This is a genomic window from Hydrogenophaga sp., from assembly GCF_036675665.1.
GTDB lineage: Bacteria > Pseudomonadota > Gammaproteobacteria > Burkholderiales > Burkholderiaceae_C > Hydrogenophaga.
On record NZ_JAKFEO010000036.1, the window covers coordinates 67,679 to 89,073 of the forward strand.

Genomic DNA, 21,395 nt, shown 5'->3' on the forward strand with positions numbered 1-21,395 from the left:
AAGCATTCCTTGGCGCCCTGCGGGCGCAATCGGCATCAAGAACAGGGTGGGTTGCTGACACGGTGGGGCGTGCACGCCCGTCAGCGGTGGCCAGACCGGACGTCCGGCGGCCAAGGCGACATTAGAAACGATCCGCCGGACCGACTTGTAACCGTCTGCCGGCCGGTTCCGGCGTCAGAGCACCAGCACGGCCCGGAAATCGTTCACGTTGGTGTGCGTGGGCCCGGTGATCACCAGGTCACCCAGCGGCTTGAAATAGCCGTAGGCGTCGTTGCGCGCCAGGTGGTCGGTGACCTTGAGCCCCCGCGCCGCGGCACGCGTCAGGGTGTCGGGCGTGACGATCGCGCCCGCGTTGTCGTCCATGCCGTCGATGCCGTCGGTATCGGCCGCCAGTGCCCACACGCTGGCAACGCCATTGAGCGCCTGCGCCATGCCCAGGCAGAACTCGCCAGCGCGTCCGCCCTTGCCCTTGGCCTGGCCTTCGACGCGGGGTCGCACCGTGACCGTGGTCTCGCCGCCGCTGAGGATCACGCAGGGCGTCTTGAAATCGCTGCGGCCGAGCGCGGCCGAGCGCGCGAGTGCGGCATGCACCTTGCCCACCTCGCGCGATTCGCCTTCGATCTCGTCGCTGAGCACGTAGGTGTTGAGCCCGATCGCACGCGCGGCGGCCGCGGCCGCTTCCAGGCTTTGCTGCGGCGTGGCGATCAGGTGCACTTCGTGACCCTGCAAGCGCGCATCGCCCGGCTTGGGTGTTTCGAGTTCGCCGCGCTCCAGCTGCGCGCGCACGGTCGCCGGCACCTGGATGCCGTAGCGCTGCAGGATGTCGAGCGCGTCGGCGCAGCTGGTGGCATCGGCCACGGTGGGGCCGCTGGCGATCACGCTCACGTCATCGCCCGGCACGTCGCTGATGGTGATGGTGACCACGCGCGCGGGCGCACAACCCGCCGCCAGCCGCCCGCCCTTGATGCGCGAGAGGTGCTTGCGCACGGTGTTCATCTCCAGGATGTTGGCGCCGCTGTCCAGCAGCTCGCGGTTGATGCGCTGCTTGTCTTCGAGCGTGAGGCCGTCGGCCGGCAGCGTGAGCAGCGAGGAGCCACCGCCCGAGACGAGGCAGAGCACCAGGTCGTCGGCGGTGAGGCCCTGGGTGAGCTGCAGGATGCGCTGCGCGGCGGCCAGACCCGCGGCGTCGGGCACCGGGTGCGAGGCTTCCACCACCTCGATGCGTTCCTTCAAACCCACCGGGCGCGGTGGTGTGTGGTCGTAACGCGTGACCACCAGGCCCGAGATCGGTGCATCCGCCGGCCACAGGGCCTCCACCGCCTGGGCCATGGCGCCGCCGGCCTTGCCGGCACCGATCACCACGGTGCGGCCCTTGGGCGGCGGTGGCAGGAAAGCGGCCGTGTTGTGCAGGGGCAGCGCGCGCTGCACCGCCACGTCATACAAGTGGCGCAGCAGGGCTCGGGGATCGTTCAGGGTGGGTTGCATCACAGGGGTCTTCCGGTGGGGTGGCGTCCGTGGGCAGCCAGCCAAGCGAGGCCGGCGCGGGTGCCGTCGTCGCGTTTTTCAAGGGGAAAATACTCGCAGCCCACATGGCCGCTGTAGCCCAGACGATCGAGCTCGTCAAACAGGAATCGGTGGTTGATCTCGCCGCTGCCGGGCTCGCCGCGCCCGGGGTTGTCGGCGATCTGGATGTGGCCGATGCGTGGCAGCAGCGCGCGCAGCGTGCCGGCCAGTTCGCCCTGCATGCGCTGGGCGTGGTAGAGGTCGTGCTGCAGGTACAGGTTGTCGGCCCCGACCTCGTCCATGATGGCCAGCGCCTGCGCCGTTCGGCTCACAAAGAAGCCGGGCACATCGCGCGTGTTCAGGGGCTCCATGAGCAAACGCAGACCATGCACGCGCAGCGCGGCGGCGGCAAAACGCAGGTTGCCCACCAGCGTGGCGCGGGCTTGCGCCTCGCTCACGCCGGGGGGCTGCAGACCCGCCAGGCAGTTGAGTTGCGGCACGCCGAGGGCCAGCGCATGCGTGAGCCCACGCGCCACACCGGCGCGGAACTCGCCCACCCGCTGCGGATGACAGGCCATGCCACGATCACCCGTGGCCGGGTCTCCGCCCGGCAGGTTGTGCAGCACCATGCGCAAGCCGTTGGCGCGCAGCAGGGCGGCCAGATGGTCGGGTGTGTGGCCGTAGGGAAACTGGCACTCGACCGCCTCGAAGCCGCAGTCGCGCGCCGCGGCGAACCGATCGGCGAACGGCAGCTCGGTAAAGAGCGTGCTGAGGTTGGCTGAGAATGTGAACATGCCTCCATTGTCGCCACATCAAAAAACCGCTCGCCCATGCCCACCCTGCTGATCGACCGCGCCGACTGCATCGCCACCTTCGATCACAACGACCCGGCGCAGGGATGCGAGATCCACGACGCGAGCCTGTTCGTGCGCGACAACCTGATCGAATGGATCGGACCGGCCAGCGAGCTGGCTCCCGCGTTGCGCGAAGAAGTCGACGAAACCATCGACGCGCGCGGCCACCTCGTCATACCCGGCCTGGTGAACACGCACCACCACATGGTCCAGAGCCTCACGCGCGCGATACCGGCGGTGCAGAACGCCGAGCTGTTCGGCTGGCTGCGGGGGCTCTACCCGATCTGGACCGGGCTCACGCCCGAGATGGTGCAGGTCTCCACCCAGGTGGCCATGGCCGAGCTGCTCATGAGCGGCTGCACGACCACCAGCGACCACCTCTACATCTACCCCAACGGCGTGCGGCTGGAAGACAGCATCGACGCCGCGCAGCGCATCGGCATGCGCTTCATGGCCACGCGCGGCAGCATGAGCGTGGGCCAGAGCGCGGGGGGCCTGCCGCCCGACGCCGTGGTGGAGCGCGAGGACGCGATCTTGAAAGACAGCCAGCGGCTCGTCGAGACCTGGCACGACGCGCGCCATGGCGCCATGTTGCAGATCGCACTCGCACCTTGTTCACCGTTTTCGGTGAGCACCGCGCTCATGAAGGAGAGCGCGGCACTGGCGCGATCCTTCAAGGGCCAAGGGGTGCGGCTGCACACCCACCTGGCCGAGAACGACCACGACATCGCCTACAGCCTGGAGAAGTTCAAGCGCACACCCGCGCAGTACGCGCAGGACCTCGGCTGGCTGGGCGATGACGTGTGGCACGCCCACTGCGTCAAGCTCGACGACGACGGCATCTCGTTGTTCGCCGCGAGCCGCACCGGCGTGGCCCACTGCCCGTGCAGCAACATGCGCCTGGCCTCGGGCATCGCCCCGGTGCGCCGCATGCTGGACGCCGGCGTGCCGGTGGGCCTGGGGGTGGACGGCAGCGCCAGCAACGATGGCGCGCACATGGTGGGCGAAGCGCGCCAGGCGCTGCTGCTGGCTCGCGTGGGCCGTGCCATGCAGCCACCCGAGGTGCGTGCGGGCAAGACCTTCTTCGGCTGCGACCTCGGCCCGGCCGAGATGACGGCGCGCGACGCGCTGTTTCTCGCCACGCGCGGCGGCGCGCAGGTGCTGGGGCGCCGCGATGTGGGCCATCTCGCGCCCGGCCTGTGCGCCGACTTCGCGCTCTTTGATCTGCGCACGCTGGGTTTTGCCGGCGGCGCGGTGCACGACCCGGTGGCCAGTCTGCTGCTGTGCGCCAGCGCGCAGGCCGCGTACACGGTGGTGAACGGGCGGGTGGTGGTGCGCCAAGGCCAGCTCACCACGGTGGATCTCGGTCCGCTGCTGGAAAGGCACAACCGCCTGGCCAGGGAACTGGCGCAGGCGGTTGCGTGATGCGGGCTGCTCGAGCAGCCGAAGGCCGGATCGAACTCAGGCGCGAACCACGCCGGTCTTGAAGACCGCCACCGACTCCACCAGCTGCTGGGCCTGCTGCTTGAGGCTGTCGGCCGCAGCCGCGCTTTCCTCCACCAGCGCCGCGTTCTGCTGCGTGCCCTGGTCCATGCGGGTGATGGCCTGGCCGACCTGCGCCACGCCCGCGCTCTGCTCCGAACTCGCCGCGCTGATCTCACCCACGATGTCGCTCACACGGCGGATCGAGGCCACCACTTCCTGCATGGTGGTGCCGGCCTGATCGACCAGGGCCGAGCCCTGTTCGACCCGGTCCACGCTGGCGCCGATGAGGCCCTTGATTTCCTTGGCGGCCTCGGCGCTGCGCTGCGCCAGGTTGCGCACCTCGCCGGCCACCACCGCAAAGCCCCTGCCCTGTTCACCGGCGCGCGCGGCTTCCACCGCGGCGTTGAGTGCCAGGATGTTGGTCTGGAAGGCGATGCCGTCGATCACGCCGATGATGTCGCTGATCTTCCGGCTGCTTTCATTGATGCCCTTCATGGTCTGCACCACGCGGCCCACCACCTCACCACCCTGCACCGCCACGCTGGACGCGCTCTGGGCCAGCTGGCTGGCCTGGCGCGCGTTGTCGGCGTTGTGGCGCACGGTCGTGCCCAGTTGCTCCATGGTGGCCGCCGTCTGCTGCAGTTCGCTGGCTTGCTGCTCGGTGCGGACCGAGAGGTCCTGGTTGCCCGAGGCGATCTCGCCGCTGGCGTGCGACACGTAGTCGGAGCTGCGGCGCACATCCGTCACGGCTTTCGATAGCCCCTGCTGCATGGTCTGCAGCCAGGCCAGCAGACTGTCGGTGTCGCCGGCTTTGAGCCGGATCGGCGTGGTCAGGTCACCTTCGGCCACGGCCCGCGCAATGCTCACCGCGGTGCGCGGCTCGCCACCGAGCTGGCGCAGCATGTTGCGGGTGATCATCAGCGCCAGACCAATACCGGCGACCAGCGACAGGCCCAGCAGACCCATGACGGCAAAACGCGCCTGGTCGTACACGGTGGCCACGTATTGCGCAGAGGCTTCACCACCACCGTGGTTGAACTGGATCAAGCCGTTGAGGGCCGCGACCAGTTCATCAAACGCCATGCTGGAGAGGCCGTCGGCGATGTCGGCGGCATCCACCTGCTGTTTGGCGCGACCGAGCTTGACGACCTTTTCATTCGCTTGCAGGTAGGCGGCCCAGGCGCTCGAGAACTTGGCGGTCAACGCCGTTTCCTCATCACCCGAAACGCGTCCCTGGTAGCCGGTGAACAAATCCTGCAAGGACTTGCCGGTCTCTTTCATCTTGTCTTCGTACTCGGCGTGATAGCTGCCGTCTTCGGTGCGGCTGTGCTTGACTTCGAACTCGCGGTATTCCACCGCCAGCGCACGGGCATCCGACAGGGCGCTCACGCCTTTGAGCCATTTCTCGGACAGCGCGATGGCTTCGGTATCCACGCTCTTCAGACCCACCAGAGCGGTGGCGCCGAGAACCGCCGTCAACACCAGAATGGACGCAAACGCGCCGAAGAGCTGCTGGCCCACCGAAAGTCGGAGGAGCCAGCCAAAGGGATTGAGAAGTTTTTTCATCGCGCCACCGCCATCACTTCTTGTGACCGATGTAGCTCACGCCGATGATCTTGCCGCCAGCGTCCTTGATCGGGTTGTAGCAAGCGTCGAAGGCGGTGCCCAGCACGTCGATGGGGCCGCAATACTGCTGACCCTTGCTCACGGATTCGTAGGCGGCGTTGCGGGCGAGCTGGGTGCCCACGCCGCGTTTGCCTTCGGGGGTGAGCACGTTGGTGCTGACGCGCACGAATTCGTCGCCGTCTTTCACGAACACGGTGGCGGTCGCCTGATGGGTCTTGCGGATGCCGTCGACCACGTCGAAGTTGTTGTTGATCTTGCGCTCGCCAAAGAAGATGGCGGGCACGGGCTTGCCGGCAACGGTGTCGGTGCCTTCCAGGCGCGGCGTGCCGATCTTGCCCAGGCGGGCGTCGAGGTCGGCGATGGTGGCCTTGGGATCGGTGGCGTGGGCAACGGAGGCAGAGACGGCCAGCGTGGCCAGCATGAGGACGCGATTCAGTTTCATGACAACTCCAGAAAGAACAGGTTGAGGGCTGGGCATCCCGGGGGATGTCAACCTCTATCGGTTGCAAGTCGGCCTGACTTGAACCTGACACCCGTCCATTTGCTGGTCATGCGTGCGTTTCATCTCGGAAAAAGCCGGTCTTCCCCCGGTCAGCTTCCGCTGTCGTCCGGTTGCCTGTCAGGCCGCGGGGGAACCCGGCAGCTGCAGCGGCCGGTCCTCGAACTCGGTGTTGAGCACCACGGTGCTGGTGGTGCGGGCCACGCCGGGAATGGCCTTGATCTTGTAGAGCACGTCTTCCAGCGCACGGGCGTGCGTGGTGCGGATCTTGGCCAGGAAGTCGTACTCGCCGGCCACGCTGTGCAGCTCCAGCACCTCGGGCATCTCGCGCAACAGGGGCGCGACCTCGCGGCAGTGGATGCCGCCGTCGTTGCGGATGGCCACGAACGCGGTGAAGCGCAGACCCACGCGGTCGGGATCGACCCGCAGCGAAAACCGCTCGATCACGCCGCGCTCCACCATCTTCTTCACCCGCTCGTGCACGGCGGCCGTGGACAGGCCCACCTCGGACGCCACATCGGCGTAAGAACGTCGGCTGTCGGAGCTCAGTGCCGTCAAAATTCTGGCATCCATGTCGTCCGTCTGAATATTTGCTTGCATACAGCCTAAATCCTGTTCAAAATACGGCGCCAGAGAGATCCGCCGGAAATTATCTTACGGGAACACGAAAATGCCGATATTCATCAGCCCACATGGCCTGGAACGCCAGACGATACGCCTGTATGGCGCCTTGTTGATTGTGTACATCGTCTGGGGCACGACCTATTTCGCGCTCGACGTGGCCATGCAGAGCTTGCCACCGGTGCTGATGAACGGCGCGCGTTTCGTGGTCGCTGGCGCGGTGATGCTGGCGATCGCGCACTGGCAGGGCCTGCCCTGGCCAACGGCATCGCAGTGGCGCAACAGCGCGCTCATCGGCGCGCTGATGGCCTTTGCGGCCATGGCGCTGGTGGTGCTGGCGCAGCGGCTGGGCATCGGCTCGGGCCTCATGGCCACGGTGGTCACCACGATGCCGATGTGGCTCGCGCTGTGGACACGGTGGGGCGGCGAACGTGTGCCGCTCACCAGCTGGATCGGGTTGGCGCTCGGCGCGCTGGGCGCGATGGTGCTGGCGATGGAAGGTGATTTTTCCGCCACGCCACTGGGGGCGCTGCTGGCCTTCGGCGCGCCGCTGTGCTGGAGCCTGGGCTCGTACGCCTCGCGCAAGCTGGTGTTGCCCGCACCGGCCATGGCCTCGGGCGCGCAATGGCTGATCGGCGGCTTGCTCGGTGTGGTGGTGGCCACCGTGTTCGAGCCCGGCGCGCGCCAGTTCGAATGGGCGCAGGTCAGCGCTGCGTCCGCCCTGGCCTGGGTGTACCTGGTGGTCATGGGCACGCTGGTCACGCTCAATGCCTACCTGTGGCTGCTGAAAAACACCACCGCCGCGCTGGCGGGCAGCTACTCGTTCGTGAACCCGGTGGTCGCGCTGTGCGTGGGCGTGCTGCTCGGCGGTGAGCAGCTCACGGGTTGGGTGTTTGTGGCCATGCCGCTGATCCTGTTGGCGCTGGCACTCATTCTGTACGGCCGCGACTTGAGCACCTGGCTGCGCACCCGCACAGAGGCTCACACCAGCGTGACGACCACCAGCCACGCCACCGAAGCCCAGCGATAGGCCCCGACGCCGGGCCAGCGCCAGACCGAGGCCACGAGGAACAGGTTGTAGGGCAGCGGCGCGAAGTGCACCACCGCGGCCAGCACGATGGCCTCGTCCGCCAACGCAATGGCGAGCGCCACCGCGGTGGCCAGCAGGTTGAAGACCGTGCCCACGGTCACCATGTCGCGCCAGAACAGCACGCGCATCGGCACCTCACCGCGCCAGCGGCGTGTGAAGAAGCCCGCGGAGCCAGGCATTCAGCTCGCCAGCAGGCGCACCAGCCAGGCGTTGAGATCGGCCACTTCCTGCGCACACACCGAGTGCTCCATCGGGTAGCTGTGCCAGTCCACCGGGTAGCCCAGCGCCTGCAGCGCATCGCGCGACTCCACACCGCGCTCGACCACGACCACCGGGTCGTGCGTGCCGTGCGCCAGGAAGATGGGCACGTCGCGGTTGGCCTCGGACCGCTCGGCGGCTGTACTGTCCGCCAGCGGCAGGTAGCCCGACAGGCCCACCAGACCGGCGAGGCGCTGCGGCGCGCGCAGGCCTGCCATGAGCGTCAGGGCGCAGCCCTGCGAAAACCCCATGAGCACCGTGCGCGCGGGCGGCACACCGCGCGCGGCCTCGCGGTCCAGCAAACCCTGCACCAGGGCGCAAGACTCGCGCAGGCCGGCTTCGTCTTCCATGCGCGACTGGCCGATGGGTGGGTGGATGTCGTACCAGGCACGCATCTCGTAGCCCCCGTTGAGGGTCACGGGGCGCACCGGCGCGCTGGGAAACACGAAGCGCACCGGACCGATGGCATCCAGATCGAGTTCCTGGGCAATCGGCACGAAGTCGTTGCCGTCGGCGCCCAGGCCGTGCAGCACGACGATGCTGGCCACAGGCGTGGCTGCGGGGTTGCCCCCGGTGACGAGTTCGAGGGTTTCAAGCGTGTGAGGAGTCATGGCCCGCAGCATACCGGCTGCCTATGATGAAGTCCCCTGGCCCATCACCACGACCATGACACCTGATGCACTTCTGAACCACCTCGACCATGGCAGCCTTTGGTCCACACCGTCCGGCCTGTCCCTGGACACCGCGTATGAACGTGCGCTGGCGGTGCGGCAGTTGCGCATCGCGCGCGGCGAACAACCGCGCGGCTACAAGGTGGGCTTCACCAACCGCTCGATCTGGCCGCGCTACAACGTGTTCGCGCCGATCTGGGGCTGCGTGTGGGACAGCACGCTCACCCTGTGCGAGGGCGAAGGCAGCGTGTCGCTCGCCCACACCTGCCAGCCACGGCTGGAGCCCGAGGTCGTGTTCGGCCTGCGAGCCACGCCCGCGGCCAGTGCCACGCTGGACGATCTGTTCGAGGCCATCGACTGGGTGGCGCCTGGCTTCGAAGTGGTGCAGTCGCACCTGGCGGACTGGAAGTTTCTGCCCGCCGACACCGTGGCCGATGGTGCGCTGCACGCGCGCCTGGTGGTGGGTCGCCGCACGCCGGTGCGCGAGCTCGCCGGCAGCGCCGACGGACTCGACACCTTGCTGGCCCATGCCCAGGTGAGCTTGCTCAAGGACGGCCAGGCTGTCGAGGAGGGCCAGGGCTCGAACGTGCTGGATGGCCCACTGCGCGCGCTGCAGCATTTCACACTGACCCTGCGCGCTTGCCCCGGCGCACCCGAGCTGCAAGCCGGCGACGTGATCACCACCGGCACCTGGACCGATGCCTGGCCTGTTGCACCCGGCGAGCACTGGGCGGCCCGCTTCACCTCGCCATTGCCCAGCCTGTCGGTGCGCTTCACCGGTTGAGGCAAGCGTTCTCTTGCAGGTGAAACCCTCTAAACACCAGGCTGCGGCCTTGGTAGATTCGTGCGCAGCACATACAACGGAGACAAACCACATGAGCAGAATAGCGCCCGAGCTGCTGGCCCTTCAACGCCTGTATCACTGGGAAACAACCGCCCCCACCCGCGTGGCCCTCACGCAACCCATGGGAAATGGTGTGGTGCAGGACTTCACCTGGGCACAAGTGGCCGACCAGGTGCGCCGCATGGCGACCCACCTGCAGTCGCACGGCTGGGAGCCGGGCTCCAAAGTGGCCATCCTCTCCAAGAACTGCGCCTGGTGGATGATGAGCGACCTGGCCATCTGGATGGCGGGCTACGTGTCGGTGCCGCTGTACCCCACGCTCGCGCCAGAGACCATCCGCCAGATCCTGACGCACAGCGAAGCCAGGGCCCTGTTCGTGGGCAAGCTCGACGGCTGGGAAGGCATGAAGCCCGGCGTGCCCACCGACCTGCCCTGCATGAGCTACCCGCTCTCGCCCGCAGACGTTGTGAAGAACTGCGAGGGCTGGGACGCGATCTGCAAGCGCAGCCAGCCCATGGCGGGCGAGCCCCTGCGCGATGGTGAAGAACTCGCCACCCTCATCTACACCTCGGGCACCACCGGCATGCCCAAGGGCGTCATGCACACCTTCGCCAACTTCGCCTGGGCGCTCGACGCCGGCCTCAAGCGCATTCCCATGTCCGGCAACGACCGCATGTTGTCGTACCTGCCACTGGCCCATGTGGTCGAGCGCATGCTGGTCGAGCACGGCTGGCTGCGCACGGGCATGCACGTGTACTTCGCCGAGTCCCTCGACACCTTCGCCGCCGACCTGCAGCGCGCCCGCCCCACCATCTTCTTCTCGGTGCCCCGCCTCTGGGTCAAGTTCCAGCAGGGCATTCATCACAAGATGCCGCCGGCCAAACTCAACCGCCTGCTCGGCATTCCGATCATTGGCGGCATCGTTCGCAAGAAGGTATTGAAGGCCCTGGGCCTGGACCAGTGCACGTTCGCCGCCGGGGGCGCAGCACCCATGCCCATTGCATTGCTGCAGTGGTACAGCAAGCTGGGCTTGAACATCAACGAAGGCTACGGCATGACGGAGAACCTCGCGCTCTCCCACATCACCGAACCGGGCAAGAACCAGCAGGGCACGGTGGGCCCGGCCTATGAAGGCGTGCTGCACCGCCTGGACCCCGAGACCGGCGAGGTGCAGATGCGCAACTCCGCCATGATGCTGGGCTACTACAAGGAGCCCGAGAAGAGCAAGGAGAGCTTTACCGATGACGGTTGGCTCAAGACAGGTGACAAGGGCACGATCGACAAGCAGGGCTTGCTGCGCATCACCGGGCGCGTGAAGGATCTGTTCAAGACCGGCAAGGGCAAGTACGTGGCGCCCGCGCCCATCGAGGACAAGCTGGTGATGCACGAAGCGGTGGAGGCCTGCGTGGTCACCGGCGCCAACCTCGGCCAGCCGCTGGGCATCGTGATGCTCAACGCCGATGCGGTGACCAAAGTGGCCGATCCCGGCGCGCGCAGCGAGCTGGAGGCCTCACTGGCCGCCCACCTCAAGACCATCAATTCCACGCTCGATCCGCACGAGCAACTGCAGTGCATCGTGGTGGTCACCACCGCCTGGACGGTGGACAACGACGTCATCACGCCGACCTTCAAGGTCAAGCGCAACCGCATCGAGGACCTGTACGCCAGGCACTACGAGAGCTGGGAAGCGTCGGGCAAGAAAATCATCTGGCAAAAAGGCGGCTGAGCACCCCGTCGGCGCCCTGCTCGCACAGGCGCAGCACGGCCTCGAAACCTTCCGCGTTGCCGTAGTAAGGGTCGGGCACCTCCAAGGTCCCCGGCACGCCCGCGTACTCCAGAAACAAGTGCAGCTTGTGCTGGTGCTGCGGCGGGCACGCCTGCCGAAGGTTGGCCAGGTTGTCGCGGTCCATGGCCAGGATGAGATCGAAGTGCTCGAAGTCCTCATCCGTCACCTTGCGCGAGCGTTCCTTGGCGATCTGGCTGTAGCCGCGCGCCTGCGCAAGCAGGATGGCGCGACGATCGGCCTTTTCCCCGCGGTGCGCGCCGTAGGTGCCGGCAGAGTCCAGCGACACCCGATCGGCCAGCTGCCTGCGATGCACTTCGGCGTGCATCACGCTGGCGGCCATCGGTGAGCGGCAGATGTTGCCCATGCAAACAAGAAGGATCCTGGTCATGCCGCAAGGATAGCGAGCCGCGAGCACCCGGTGAGACGCCCCGGAAAAAACAAGGCCCGCCAGAGGCGGGCCTTGCAAAAGCCGGAAAAGGCTCAGATCAGGTAGTCGTCGACGCTCTTGCCGGAAGCCAGCACGGCACGCACCCACTCGGGTTTGCGGCCCGGACCGCCCGCCCAGAGCTCGCCGTTGGGGCCTCGGTATTTCGGCGCCGATGCCGATTTGGATTTGGCCGGCTTCTTCCCGCCGGTCCCACCACCCAGATCGGCCACCGAAATGCCGAATTGTTTCATCTTGGCCTTGATATCGGCAATCACGGAAGCGAGTTCGTCTTTGCGTGCCTGTTCGGCCTGCGCCATCAGGGTTTGGGCTTGCGCCATGAGTTCGGAATAGCTGGCCATTGATAAATCCTTGTAAAGATGGAATCGATCGGAATGTGCGATTAAAAGCTGCCGATGCGGAACCACATTCTAATCGCCTTTTCCCGTCCAACCACCGGACCATGGTTGCAGTTCGTCGGGCAAGCCCGCGTGCAACTCAACCGGTGTATTCAAGACGGGGTGACTCAATCGAAGGCGCCAGGCGTGTAGAAACATCCGCTTCAATCCGGCACGCGCCAATTGACGGTTGAGTTCGAAATCACCGTATTTGTCGTCACCCGCAATCGGATGACCGGCGTTGGCGAGGTGAACCCGGATCTGGTGGGTGCGGCCGGTCTTGATGGTCACCTCCAGCAAGCTCAAGCCCTCAGGCAGCACAGAGGCCAGCGCTGCGGGCACGGGCACGCGCGCCGCCACCTTCACCAAGGTCACCGAGTGCAGGCCGTCGGGGTCATCCTTGGTCGTCACCTTCACGCGCCGCTCGCCATCGGCCAGCAAATATTTGTGCAATGGCTGATCCAGCACCTTCAGGCGTGCGGGCCAAGCCCCTTTGACCAGCGCGAGATAGGTCTTGCCGGTTTCGCGTTCGCGGAATTGATCCTGCAAGGCCTTGAGTGCACTTTTCTTTTTGGCAATCAACAGCAGGCCGCTGGTTTCACGGTCGAGGCGATGGACCAATTCCAGCAACCTGGCGTCGGGGCGGGCCTGGCGTATTTGTTCGATCACGCCAAAACTCACGCCACTGCCCCCGTGCACCGCCACTCCGGCGGGCTTGTCGATGGCCAGGAATGCCTCATCCTCGAAAATCACCGGGAACTGCCGGGCGGGTGCCGGATTGAGTTGCTTTTCTTCCGCCCGCTCGGACAGGCGTATCGGCGGAATCCGCAACACGTCACCCGCCTGCACCCGGTCGTCCGCCCCGACCCGGCCCTTGTTCCGGCGCACCTCACCCGAGCGGATGATGCGGTAGATATGGGTCTTGGGCACCCCCTTGAGTTCGCGGAACAGGAAGTTGTCGAGGCGCTGCCCGGCCGACTCTTCGTCCACCGTGAGGTGCCGCACGGCGGCGGCTGCGGAGTTCGGGGGCTGAAGCAAGGGATTCGGAGGGGAAATAGGACACCACGGTGACGGTTGGCTGTCTATAATGCGTCACTCTCGTCACGTGCTGTAAGTGATTGATTTGCCTTGAGTTTACGGCAAGCACTGAAGGCACAGACCTCCCGGCCCGACAAAGCGGGAGACCGACGTGAGAAGGTTGCCACCCGCAGCACCCGGCACCTCCCATCGCACCCGCGGCCATTCCCCATGGAATCCCGGTGCGGTCAAGGTGCGGTAGACGCCGCGGGCGAACCGGTTGATGAAAACAGCGAACCCGACTACGGAATACCCCAATCGACCAGCTTTCCAACGTGAAGCTGGTCGAGGACAAAGTGAACACAGAGATAACCCGGCCAGATCCATGTCATTGACAGCCATCCAGCCTTCCCTGCTCACCCAACTCCACGCGCCTACGCCCTGACCTGGCGGTTCGACGCGGCACCTTGGTGCCCGCCTGTGTTGAACGCCTACCCCGAACTGCGGGTCAACGGCTCTCCGGCAATTCCTCCCCCGTTCGCTTTTTCCGCTGGTTCACGGCGAGTTGACGCCTGTGGTTTTCGAACCCGGGCGTCCTTGTGTGTTTGAACGAAGGAAATCGCATCATGAAACGCATGCTGATCAACGCCACGCAGGCCGAAGAGCGCCGGCTGGCCATTGTGGACGGGCAAAAACTGCTCGACTACGAAATCGAAATCGAAGGGCGCGAACAGCGCAAGGGCAACATCTACAAGGCCGTCGTCACCCGCGTCGAGCCTTCGCTGGAAGCCTGCTTCGTGGACTACGGCGAGGACCGCCACGGCTTCCTGCCATTCAAGGAAATCTCGCGTCAGTATTTCGCTGCGGGTGTGCCGGTCAATCAGGCCCGCATCAACGACGTGATCCGCGAAGGCCAGGAACTGCTGGTCCAGGTCGAAAAGGAAGAACGCGGCAACAAGGGCGCAGCACTCACCACCTTCGTGAGCCTGGCCGGCCGCTACGTGGTGTTGATGCCGAACAACCCGCGCGGCGGTGGCGTGAGCCGACGCATCGAGGGCGAAGACCGCCAGGAACTCAAGCAGGCGCTCGACCAGCTCGAATACCCCAACGGCATGAGCATCATTGCGCGCACCGCCGGCATCGGCCGCGACGCGCCCGAGTTGCAATGGGACCTGAACTACCTGCTCAAGCTGTGGAACGCCATCGACGGCGCGGCCCAGGGCGGCAAGGGCGCCTACCTGATCTACCAGGAATCGAGCCTGGTGATCCGCGCCATCCGCGACTACTTCAACGGCGACATCGGCGAGATCCTGATCGACACCGACGACATCTTTGAACAGGCGCACCAGTTCATGAGCCACGTGATGCCCGAGCACGGGCACCGCGTGAAGCGCTATCGCGACGACGCACCGCTGTTCTCGCGCTTCCAGATCGAACACCAGATCGAGACCGCCTACAGCCGCACCGTGCAGCTGCCCAGCGGTGGTGCCATCGTGATCGACCAGACCGAAGCGCTGGTGGCCGTGGACGTGAACTCGGCCCGCTCCATCAAGGGCGGTGACATCGAAGAGACCGCCACCCGCACCAACCTCGAAGCCGCCGACGAAGTGGCCCGCCAGGCCCGCCTGCGCGACCTGGGTGGCCTGATCGTGATCGACTTCATCGACATGGACGAGTCGAAGAACCGCCGCGACGTGGAAAACCGCCTGCGCGACGCGCTGCGCCAGGACCGCGCCCGTGTGCAGTTCGGCGCCATCAGCAAATTCGGTTTGCTGGAGATGAGCCGTCAGCGCCTCAAGCCCGCACTGAACGAAGGTTCGTCCATCCCCTGCCCGCGCTGCGGTGGTTCGGGCCACATCCGCGACACCGAATCGTCGGCGCTGCAGATCCTGCGCATCATCCAGGAAGAGTCGCTCAAGGACAGCACGGCGGCCGTGCTGGTGCAGGTGCCGGTCGAAGTGGCCAGCTTCCTGCTCAACGAGAAGCGCACCGAGATCACCAAGATCGAACTCAAGCAGCGCATCAACGTGCTGCTCGTGCCCAACAAGTCGCTGGACACGCCCAACTACAAGCTCGAGCGCTTGAAGCACGACGACCCGCGCCTGGACAATCTGGACGCCAGCTACAAGCTGGCCGACGAGCCGGACGAAGCCACCGGCTTCACGCGCCGCAGCCAGGAACGCACCAACAAGCAGGAACCGGTGATCAAGGGCGTGCTGCCCGACGGTCCGGCTCCTGTGGCGGCACCCCGCCCCGAGGTGGCGGCACCCGTGGCAGCTCCCGTGGCAGCCAAGGCTGTTGCAGCAGCCCCCGTGGCCGCGCCCGTGGCGGCTGCTCCTGCTGAAAAGGGCTTCTTCGGCTGGCTCAAGAGCCTGTTCGGTGGCGGTGACACTCCCGTCGCGGCACCCAAACCCGTGGTGGCCGCACCGGCCGCCGCCAAACCCGGCGCACGCGAAGAGCGCAGCGATGGTCGTGGTCAGCGCGACGGTGGTCGTGAAGGTGGCCGCGATGGCCGCAGCCGCGGTGGACGCGGTGGTGCCGAAGGCCGCGGTCGCGAAGGCGGCCGTGGCGGCCGCGAAGGCGGTCGCGAGAGCCGTCCGGTCGAAGGCCGTGGCGAGCCACGCGGCGAAGGCCGTGTGGAAGGACGCCCGGAAGGCCGTCCCGAAGGACGTGCCGAAGGCCGCGGCGAAGGTCGCCGGGGTGAAGGCCGCAGTGAGCCGCGAGGCGAAGGCCGCAGCGAAGCGCGTGGTGAACCACGCGGTGAAGGCCGCGGAGAACGTGGCGAAGGCCGCGGTGAGGGCCGCCGAGGCGAGGGTCGCCGCGACAACCGCCGCGACGCTGCACCGGTGGAGGGCGCAGCGCCCGCTGAATTGGTGAACGGAACGCCGGTCGCCGCACAAGGCGAAGCGAACGAAGGCGGCGACAACCAGCGCCGCGGTCGTGGTGGTCGCGGTGGCGAGAACCGCCGTCGTCCAGCCGAAGGGGCCGAAGGTCAGACCCCGATCATCCAGGGCGATGTCGCTCCAGTCACGCAGGAAGCTGGCGACAGCACGGAGGCACCCCGCGAAGGCGAGATGGCCGAGGGTGCCGATGGCACACCACGCGCCCCGCGCGAGCGCCGCAGCCGTGACCGATATGGCCGCGATCGCCGCGAGCGCGGCCCACGCGATGCCAACGGCGCCCCCGAAGGCGGCGAAGGCCAGGCAGCACCCGTCAGTGAGATGCCAGCCAGCGAAGTGGCCTTCGCCGCTGCCTCGACACTGGTGCACGAGCCGGTGGACGAAGCCCCCACGCGCAGCTACTTCAGTCTGCCCGTGGAGGCAGCGCCCGCGCCTGTGGTGGACGAAGCGCCCGTGGCCGCCCCGGCTCCCGTCGCAGCTCCGATCGAAGCTCCGGTGATGGAGGCTGCCGTACCGGCACCAGCCATCGCCACACCTGTGGTGGCGCCGGTGGCCGCCCCGGTGGCCGCGCCAGCACCGACACCCGCCCCTCGCGCGCCAGCACCCAAGCCCGCAGCGCCGGTGGTGGTCGAGGCGCCCGCGGCCCGCGGTCTGCCCAAGGTGGCCAGCTTCTCGCTGCCCATGGAAGAGATGCAGCAGGTCGCCCAGTCCAGCGGTCTGGAGTGGGTCAACTCCAACGCCGACAAAGTGGCCCAGGTGCAGGCCGCGATCGCGGCCGAGCCCAAGCCCGTGCACGTGCCGCGCGAGCCCAAGCCGGCGGTGGTGCTGGACGACGGACCGCTGGTGCTGGTCGAGACGCGCAAGGACCTGCGCGACATGCAGCTGCCTTTCGAGACACGCTGATCGGCCCCTCCTTCAGGCGCCAGCGCCTGAAGGTATGGACCCCGAAAGAAAAGCGCCCTCGGGCGCTTTTCTTTTGGCGGGTGAGCAGGCGTTCAGTCCAGCAACGCGGCCTGTTTCCAGGCCGCCTGAGCCGCCGTCTCGTCGCCGCGCTCTTCGGCCAGCAGGGCCAGCGAGCGCCAGGTGCGGCGCATCAGCGCGGCGTCATTCAAGCCGTGGCTGGCCTGCGTGAGCAACTGACTGGCCTTGCCCCAGAGCTGGCGCTGCATGCAGGCCTGCCCGGCGAGGTACTGCAGAAAGGCGTTGTTGGGCGACAGGCGCTGTTGCTGCTCCAGTCGAGCGAGCCAGGCGCTGTCGAGTTGCGGCAGGCCGGGCTCGAAGGCCACCACCAGTTGGCGTTGCTGCACGGGCGTCAGGGCATCGAAGTCCAGCCACAGCGGCTCCAGCCACGAGCGCAGACGAGCGGCCACCTCGCGGGGTTCATCTCCGTCAGCATCGCTGCGCTGGAGCACCAGCTGGTTACCGCGCCGCGCGGCGGCCAGGGCCAGCTCGGGCATGGCGCGTTCGCTGGCGTCCAGACCATTCCACACAGCCTCGAGTTGCGCCATGTCGTGTGCTTCGCGCAAGGCGTCGAGCACCAGTCCGCGCACGATGCTGCGCGAGGCTTCGGGTGAAAACGCCTTGTGCTTGGCGAGCAGGCGCGCGGTTTCCAGCGCTTCTGACGTGGCGCCCCCCAGGCGCGCGACGCGCAGCTTCAGCCGCAGCGCCTGGATGCGGCGGCCCGCGCCTTGCGGCAGCTCGGCCAGACGGCTGCGTGCGGCCTCCACATCGCGGTCTTCCACTGCCCAGCGCACCGCGCGCAACAGGGCGCCCTCGGACGCATCGGGCGCGCCCTTGGCCAAGGCGGGATCGAGCGCGGCCTGCAGATGTTCATCGCGCCGCTCGCGGTTCTGCAACGACTGCGCGCTTTCGGCGGCCAGCAAATGCGCAAGCACCTGCAACTGGTCGCGCCGCGGCCATTGGCCTGGCGCGACGGTCTTGAGTTGATCGAGCGCGTGCTGCGCTGCCGACTGCGCACGCACGAAACGGCCCGCCAGCTGGTGCGCCAACGCGTCCATGACCGCACCCACCACCGAGCGCTCGATCTGCTGGTTGCGCCAGCGCTGCGCCCGTTCGGGCAGGTCTCGAACCAGACCGATGGCCAGCAACGCGGCGTGCAGCAGCACAAAGGCGGCGATCAGGCAGAACAGGACGAAGTTGAAGGAGACGTCGAACCGGTAAGGGGGCCAGAACAGCGTGACCGTGCTCGCGTTGTCCCCCACCAGCAGCGCCAGCGCCACCGCCACGGCGGCCAGCCCCAGCAACCAGAACACGTTGCGCATTGCGCCCCGCTGACGACGGCGCATCAGCGGCCTCCCGCAGCCGCGGCCAGGGCGGACAGGGTCGCTTCCGGACGCGGCAGTTCGTTGTCGACCAGATCGCGGCGCAGGCGACCCAGCAAGGCTTGCGCGCTGGCCACCCGGGGTGCGCTGGTGTCGAAGTAGCGCGCGATGGACGCCTCCACCGCCACCACATCGGCCTGGCTGGCGGCCATGTGCCTGGCCAGCAGCCCCAGGCGGGCGTTGAGCAGCTTGAGCTTGATGTTTTCGCGCAGGAAGAACGCCTGCTCGGGCGCCAGCAGCGCGGCCTCGGGGCGGTCAATGCGGCTCACACGGACCAGCTCGCGGCCACTGCGCGTGATCTCGGTCCAGGTGCGCTCCCACAGAGCGCTCCACCAGCCGGAGACACGCGCCCAGCCCTGGCTGAATCCACCCGGCTCGGCACCTGGCTCGCTCTCCAGAGCGGGCTCCTGGGCGGCGGGGGCGGCTGGCGCAGCGGTGGCGGGCGTGGCAGGGTTCTTTGCAGCCGCTGGCACGGGCGCCGCTGCGGTCTTGCGTGCGGCAGGCGCCGCCTTCTGCAAGCCCACCTGGTTGAGCACAGGCCACTCGTCCACCTGCCGGGCCAACTCGTCCAGCCGCATGGCCAGCGCGGGGATGTCGGCCAGCGGGGCGGCCTGGATGCGTTCGATGTCGCGTGCAATGGCGCGCTGCACCGGATTGAGCCGTGGCTGGGCGGCTCGGGCAATGCGCTGGTCCGCCGCCTGGAGCGCGGAGATGATGGGCTGGGCACTGCCGGTGAGCTGGGCCTGCTGCTGCGCGAGCTTCACCGCCGACTCCAGGTCTTGCACCAGGTTGTCGTCGCGCGAGCGTGAGAGCGCCAGCATGAGTTCTTCGAGCTGGCTGCGCTGCAGGCTCACTTCGGACAAGCGCACCTCCGCCACGGCCAGCCGCGCCTGCAGCTCCTGCGCCAGCGCCTCGGCCTGTGCGGCCATGGTGCGCGCTTCCACGGCCTGCTCGCCGCTGTCTTGCACGCGGCGGGCCAGTTCCTGTTGGGTGAGGCTGAGCTTTTGCCACAGCAAGCCGGCCAGCACGAGTGCCAGCGCGGCCAGCAGCACGGCCAGCCACGTCAACCCCGAGCCGGGTCGGCGCCCCGCTGCAGCAGCAGACTGCGGCGCTGCGTGGCTCGGCACCGCGGCGGGCGCCGCGGTGTCGGTGGAGGGGTGAACAGGTTGGTTGGAGCTCATGGTGCAGTGCACTCTGATTCTAGGGCGCGCAACACGTCGGGCAGGCTGGGACGTGATTCGATCACACGCCCGAAGCCCGCGTCGCGCGCAGCCTGGGCAATGCGCGGATGCGTCACCAGCGCCGTGACCGCAGTCCAGCGGGCCGATGGCTGCGCCATGCGCAGCGCGGCCAGCGCTTCGGAACTGCTGAACAGCCACACACTGCCTGCCAGGGTCGCCTGCGCCACGAGCGCGCGATCGGCGTCGTCGAACACCGGCGGGCGTCGTTCGTAGGCCACACAGCCTTCGACCCGGGCACCGCGGGCCTCGCATTGCCGAATCAACCAGTCGCGCCCATGCCCGGGCACAGAGCCCTCGGCTGCGGGCGCTTCCATGGTCGATCCCCGCACGATGAGGATCCGGCTTCCCACCACCACCTGCGGGGCGACCACGGGCCAGAGATGCTCGGAATCGAATTGCGCGGCGTCGGCTGGCGGCGAGTCGATGCGCTCGGGCGCAATGCCCAGGGCGCCGAGCGCCTGTTCGAGCTGGCGCGCCGTGCCAGGCCCCGGGGCCCAGAAACGTGTGTTGAACGGCGCCAGCGGACGCGCAACCGCCCCGTCGGCAAAAAAATGGCTCACGGCCGCGCCGCTCACGAACAGCAGCGCATCGACTTGTGACCAGTTCGCGCGCCAGACCTGCAAGGCAGCCCTGGCCTCGACGGACGCCGGCTCGCCAATGTCGATCAGGGGCAGGGCCTGCGCTGGCCAGCCCTGGGCACGCAGCGCTTGCACCCAGTGGGCGGCTTCACCCGCGGGACGGGTGACGATCAGTCGCGCCAGGCGGCCGGGCACGGGCCGCTGGGCGGTGGTCTCGCTCAAGGCCTCAGACCTCCACCAGCGGCGGTGTGGCGCCGGCCGCGCGCAGGTCGGCGGCCACGCGCTGGCCCAGCGCCTCGGCCTCGGCCAGCGTGTGCACGCGCGCCTGCCCGCTCGCCCGCACCACGGCATGCCGGCCTTGCGGATCGCCCCAGGCGGCGTCGAGCTTCAACATGCCGTCTGCCTGCCAGTCGGCGTAGGCCGCCAGGGGCATGGAGCAGCTGCCACCCATGGCGCGCGATACGGTGCGCTCGGCCGCCACGCGCTGCCAGCTGGCGGTGTGCGCGAGCGGCGCCAGCGCATCGACGAGGTCTTGCCGATCCGATCGCACCTCGATGCCCAGTGCCCCCTGGCCGGCGGCGGGCAAGGAGTCGGCCGGTTCGAAGATGTGGCGGATGCGCTGGCCCAGGCCCAGCCGTTTGAGGCCGGCCGCGGCCAGCACGATGGCGTGGTACTGGCCTTCGTCGAGCTTGCGCAGGCGCGTGTCCAGGTTGCCGCGCAAGGGTTCGATGCGCACATCGGTGCGGCCCAGTCGGTCCAGCGATTCGCGCAACAGCACCAGGCGGCGCAGGCTGGAGGTGCCCACCACCGCGTTCGCGGGCAGCTCGGCCAGCGACGCACAGCCCGGCGACACCCAGGCATCGCGTGGGTCTTCGCGCTCCATCACGCAGGCCAGCGCAAAGCCGTCGGGCAGCTGCATCGGCACGTCCTTGAGCGAATGCACGGCGATGTCGGCGCGGCCCTCTGCCAGCGCCACTTCGAGTTCCTTGACGAACAAGCCCTTGCCCCCCACCTTGGACAGGCTGCGGTCCAGGATCTGGTCGCCCAGCGTGGTCATGCCCAGCAGCGTCACCCGGTGGCCCAGGCCTTCCAGCAAAGCCTTGACGTGTTCGGCCTGCCACAGCGCCAGGCGGCTCTCGCGGGTGGCGATGGTGATGGCCAGGGAGGTGGAAGTGGACATGAAGGGAGGGGAGGATCTTTGGCGGCACGACCCGCGAAATTTGGTACCCGGTTCGTAACCGGGCAGGGTGTTTTGGGA

Annotated in this window: 19 protein-coding genes; 5 read left to right on the forward strand and 14 right to left on the reverse strand. The window is 67.6% G+C overall.

Annotation, left to right across the window (positions count from 1 at the left end; translation table 11 throughout):
* Window positions 1–174: 174 nt before the first annotated feature.
* Together V6M63_RS14040 and V6M63_RS14045 are read right to left on the reverse strand one after the other, a co-directional pair.
* Entirely contained in the window at window positions 175–1,485 is a 1,311-nt protein-coding gene (locus tag V6M63_RS14040; protein ID WP_332742769.1) for a glycerate kinase type-2 family protein, read from the reverse strand.
* Window positions 1,485–2,297, reverse strand: a complete 813-nt coding sequence (locus V6M63_RS14045) for a hydroxypyruvate isomerase family protein (protein WP_332742771.1) — start codon at window positions 2,295–2,297, stop codon at window positions 1,485–1,487. Before V6M63_RS14045 ends, V6M63_RS14040 begins: the two co-directional genes overlap by 1 nt.
* 36 nt (window positions 2,298–2,333) lie before the next feature.
* Between V6M63_RS14045 and V6M63_RS14050 the strand changes: the two genes are divergently transcribed.
* Window positions 2,334–3,782, forward strand: coding sequence for an 8-oxoguanine deaminase (locus V6M63_RS14050; protein WP_332742773.1), 1,449 nt, complete (start codon window positions 2,334–2,336; stop codon window positions 3,780–3,782).
* Window positions 3,783–3,818: 36 nt separating this feature from the next.
* Here V6M63_RS14050 and V6M63_RS14055 read toward each other — a convergent pair whose 3' ends face one another.
* From V6M63_RS14055 to V6M63_RS14065, 3 genes are all read right to left on the reverse strand, one after another.
* On the reverse strand, window positions 3,819–5,408 hold the full coding sequence (locus V6M63_RS14055; RefSeq protein WP_332742775.1) for a methyl-accepting chemotaxis protein: 1,590 nt from the start codon (window positions 5,406–5,408) through the stop codon (window positions 3,819–3,821).
* Window positions 5,409–5,421: 13 nt separating this feature from the next.
* A complete protein-coding gene (locus V6M63_RS14060) occupies window positions 5,422–5,910 on the reverse strand; it encodes a Cache 3/Cache 2 fusion domain-containing protein (RefSeq protein WP_332742777.1) in 489 nt (162 codons plus the stop codon).
* Window positions 5,911–6,087: 177 nt separating this feature from the next.
* A complete protein-coding gene (locus V6M63_RS14065) occupies window positions 6,088–6,540 on the reverse strand; it encodes an Lrp/AsnC family transcriptional regulator (RefSeq protein WP_332742779.1) in 453 nt (150 codons plus the stop codon).
* Window positions 6,541–6,637: 97 nt separating this feature from the next.
* On the opposite strand from V6M63_RS14065, the gene V6M63_RS14070 reads away from it, so the two are divergent.
* The gene (locus V6M63_RS14070; protein WP_332742781.1) at window positions 6,638–7,618 is read left to right on the forward strand and encodes an EamA family transporter; all 981 of its coding nucleotides are present in this window, start codon (window positions 6,638–6,640) and stop codon (window positions 7,616–7,618) included.
* Here the strand turns inward: V6M63_RS14070 and V6M63_RS14075 are convergent.
* Together V6M63_RS14075 and V6M63_RS14080 are read right to left on the reverse strand one after the other, a co-directional pair.
* The gene (locus V6M63_RS14075) at window positions 7,570–7,857 is read right to left on the reverse strand and encodes a hypothetical protein (RefSeq protein ID WP_332742782.1); all 288 of its coding nucleotides are present in this window, start codon (window positions 7,855–7,857) and stop codon (window positions 7,570–7,572) included. The two genes, V6M63_RS14070 and V6M63_RS14075, sit on opposite strands and share 49 nt — an antisense overlap.
* Window positions 7,858–8,547, reverse strand: a complete 690-nt coding sequence (locus V6M63_RS14080; protein WP_332742784.1) for an alpha/beta hydrolase — start codon at window positions 8,545–8,547, stop codon at window positions 7,858–7,860. It abuts the gene before it with no gap.
* Window positions 8,548–8,602: 55 nt separating this feature from the next.
* On the opposite strand from V6M63_RS14080, the gene V6M63_RS14085 reads away from it, so the two are divergent.
* Entirely contained in the window at window positions 8,603–9,391 is a 789-nt protein-coding gene (locus V6M63_RS14085; protein WP_332742786.1) for a 2-keto-4-pentenoate hydratase, read from the forward strand.
* A gap of 91 nt (window positions 9,392–9,482) precedes the next feature.
* The gene (locus V6M63_RS14090; RefSeq protein WP_332742788.1) at window positions 9,483–11,177 is read left to right on the forward strand and encodes an AMP-binding protein; all 1,695 of its coding nucleotides are present in this window, start codon (window positions 9,483–9,485) and stop codon (window positions 11,175–11,177) included.
* Here V6M63_RS14090 and V6M63_RS14095 read toward each other — a convergent pair.
* From V6M63_RS14095 to V6M63_RS14105, 3 genes are all read right to left on the reverse strand, one after another.
* The gene (locus tag V6M63_RS14095) at window positions 11,155–11,625 is read right to left on the reverse strand and encodes a low molecular weight protein-tyrosine-phosphatase (protein ID WP_332742790.1); all 471 of its coding nucleotides are present in this window, start codon (window positions 11,623–11,625) and stop codon (window positions 11,155–11,157) included. The genes V6M63_RS14090 and V6M63_RS14095 overlap by 23 nt on opposite strands.
* A gap of 92 nt (window positions 11,626–11,717) precedes the next feature.
* A complete protein-coding gene (locus V6M63_RS14100; protein ID WP_332742792.1) occupies window positions 11,718–12,023 on the reverse strand; it encodes an H-NS histone family protein in 306 nt (101 codons plus the stop codon).
* Between the two features lie 69 nt (window positions 12,024–12,092).
* Window positions 12,093–13,115: an RluA family pseudouridine synthase gene (locus tag V6M63_RS14105; RefSeq protein ID WP_332742976.1), complete on the reverse strand. Its 1,023-nt coding sequence runs from the start codon at window positions 13,113–13,115 to the stop codon at window positions 12,093–12,095.
* Window positions 13,116–13,702: 587 nt separating this feature from the next.
* Here V6M63_RS14105 and V6M63_RS14110 point away from each other — a divergent pair.
* A complete protein-coding gene (locus tag V6M63_RS14110) occupies window positions 13,703–16,879 on the forward strand; it encodes an Rne/Rng family ribonuclease (RefSeq protein ID WP_332742794.1) in 3,177 nt (1,058 codons plus the stop codon).
* 92 nt (window positions 16,880–16,971) lie between these two features.
* Here the strand turns inward: V6M63_RS14110 and V6M63_RS14115 are convergent, their stop codons facing one another.
* The 4 genes from V6M63_RS14115 to hemC are packed head-to-tail and all read right to left on the reverse strand — an operon-like array spanning window position 16,972 to window position 21,317.
* A complete protein-coding gene (locus V6M63_RS14115) occupies window positions 16,972–18,258 on the reverse strand; it encodes a heme biosynthesis protein HemY (RefSeq protein ID WP_332742978.1) in 1,287 nt (428 codons plus the stop codon).
* 23 nt (window positions 18,259–18,281) lie between these two features.
* Window positions 18,282–19,499 carry a uroporphyrinogen-III C-methyltransferase gene (locus tag V6M63_RS14120; RefSeq protein ID WP_332742795.1) on the reverse strand — a complete coding sequence of 406 codons (1,218 nt, stop codon included), beginning with the start codon at window positions 19,497–19,499 and terminating at the stop codon, window positions 18,282–18,284.
* Complete coding sequence (locus tag V6M63_RS14125; protein ID WP_332742796.1) at window positions 19,496–20,359, reverse strand: uroporphyrinogen-III synthase; 864 nt, start codon at window positions 20,357–20,359, stop codon at window positions 19,496–19,498. The genes V6M63_RS14120 and V6M63_RS14125 overlap by 4 nt, the downstream gene beginning before the upstream one ends.
* Window positions 20,360–20,363: 4 nt before the next feature.
* On the reverse strand, window positions 20,364–21,317 hold the full coding sequence (gene hemC / locus V6M63_RS14130; RefSeq protein ID WP_332742798.1) for a hydroxymethylbilane synthase: 954 nt from the start codon (window positions 21,315–21,317) through the stop codon (window positions 20,364–20,366).
* Window positions 21,318–21,395: the final 78 nt, after the last annotated feature.

What these genes read in the sequence shown, in the direction of transcription:
- V6M63_RS14085 (WP_332742786.1), top strand. Translation starts at nt 8,603, where the DNA reads ATGACACCTGATGCACTTCTGAACCACCTCGACCATGGCAGCCTTTGG.
- V6M63_RS14065 (WP_332742779.1), bottom strand. Translation starts at nt 6,540, where the DNA reads ATGGATGCCAGAATTTTGACGGCACTGAGCTCCGACAGCCGACGTTCT.
- V6M63_RS14115 (WP_332742978.1), bottom strand. Translation starts at nt 18,258, where the DNA reads ATGCGCAACGTGTTCTGGTTGCTGGGGCTGGCCGCCGTGGCGGTGGCG.
- V6M63_RS14095 (WP_332742790.1), bottom strand. Translation starts at nt 11,625, where the DNA reads ATGACCAGGATCCTTCTTGTTTGCATGGGCAACATCTGCCGCTCACCG.
- V6M63_RS14090 (WP_332742788.1), top strand. Translation starts at nt 9,483, where the DNA reads ATGAGCAGAATAGCGCCCGAGCTGCTGGCCCTTCAACGCCTGTATCAC.
- V6M63_RS14080 (WP_332742784.1), bottom strand. Translation starts at nt 8,547, where the DNA reads ATGACTCCTCACACGCTTGAAACCCTCGAACTCGTCACCGGGGGCAAC.
- V6M63_RS14040 (WP_332742769.1), bottom strand. Translation starts at nt 1,485, where the DNA reads ATGCAACCCACCCTGAACGATCCCCGAGCCCTGCTGCGCCACTTGTAT.
- V6M63_RS14055 (WP_332742775.1), bottom strand. Translation starts at nt 5,408, where the DNA reads ATGAAAAAACTTCTCAATCCCTTTGGCTGGCTCCTCCGACTTTCGGTG.
- V6M63_RS14070 (WP_332742781.1), top strand. Translation starts at nt 6,638, where the DNA reads ATGCCGATATTCATCAGCCCACATGGCCTGGAACGCCAGACGATACGC.
- V6M63_RS14060 (WP_332742777.1), bottom strand. Translation starts at nt 5,910, where the DNA reads ATGAAACTGAATCGCGTCCTCATGCTGGCCACGCTGGCCGTCTCTGCC.
- hemC (WP_332742798.1), bottom strand. Translation starts at nt 21,317, where the DNA reads ATGTCCACTTCCACCTCCCTGGCCATCACCATCGCCACCCGCGAGAGC.
- V6M63_RS14110 (WP_332742794.1), top strand. Translation starts at nt 13,703, where the DNA reads ATGAAACGCATGCTGATCAACGCCACGCAGGCCGAAGAGCGCCGGCTG.
- V6M63_RS14045 (WP_332742771.1), bottom strand. Translation starts at nt 2,297, where the DNA reads ATGTTCACATTCTCAGCCAACCTCAGCACGCTCTTTACCGAGCTGCCG.
- V6M63_RS14050 (WP_332742773.1), top strand. Translation starts at nt 2,334, where the DNA reads ATGCCCACCCTGCTGATCGACCGCGCCGACTGCATCGCCACCTTCGAT.
- V6M63_RS14100 (WP_332742792.1), bottom strand. Translation starts at nt 12,023, where the DNA reads ATGGCCAGCTATTCCGAACTCATGGCGCAAGCCCAAACCCTGATGGCG.
- V6M63_RS14075 (WP_332742782.1), bottom strand. Translation starts at nt 7,857, where the DNA reads ATGCCTGGCTCCGCGGGCTTCTTCACACGCCGCTGGCGCGGTGAGGTG.
- V6M63_RS14120 (WP_332742795.1), bottom strand. Translation starts at nt 19,499, where the DNA reads ATGAGCTCCAACCAACCTGTTCACCCCTCCACCGACACCGCGGCGCCC.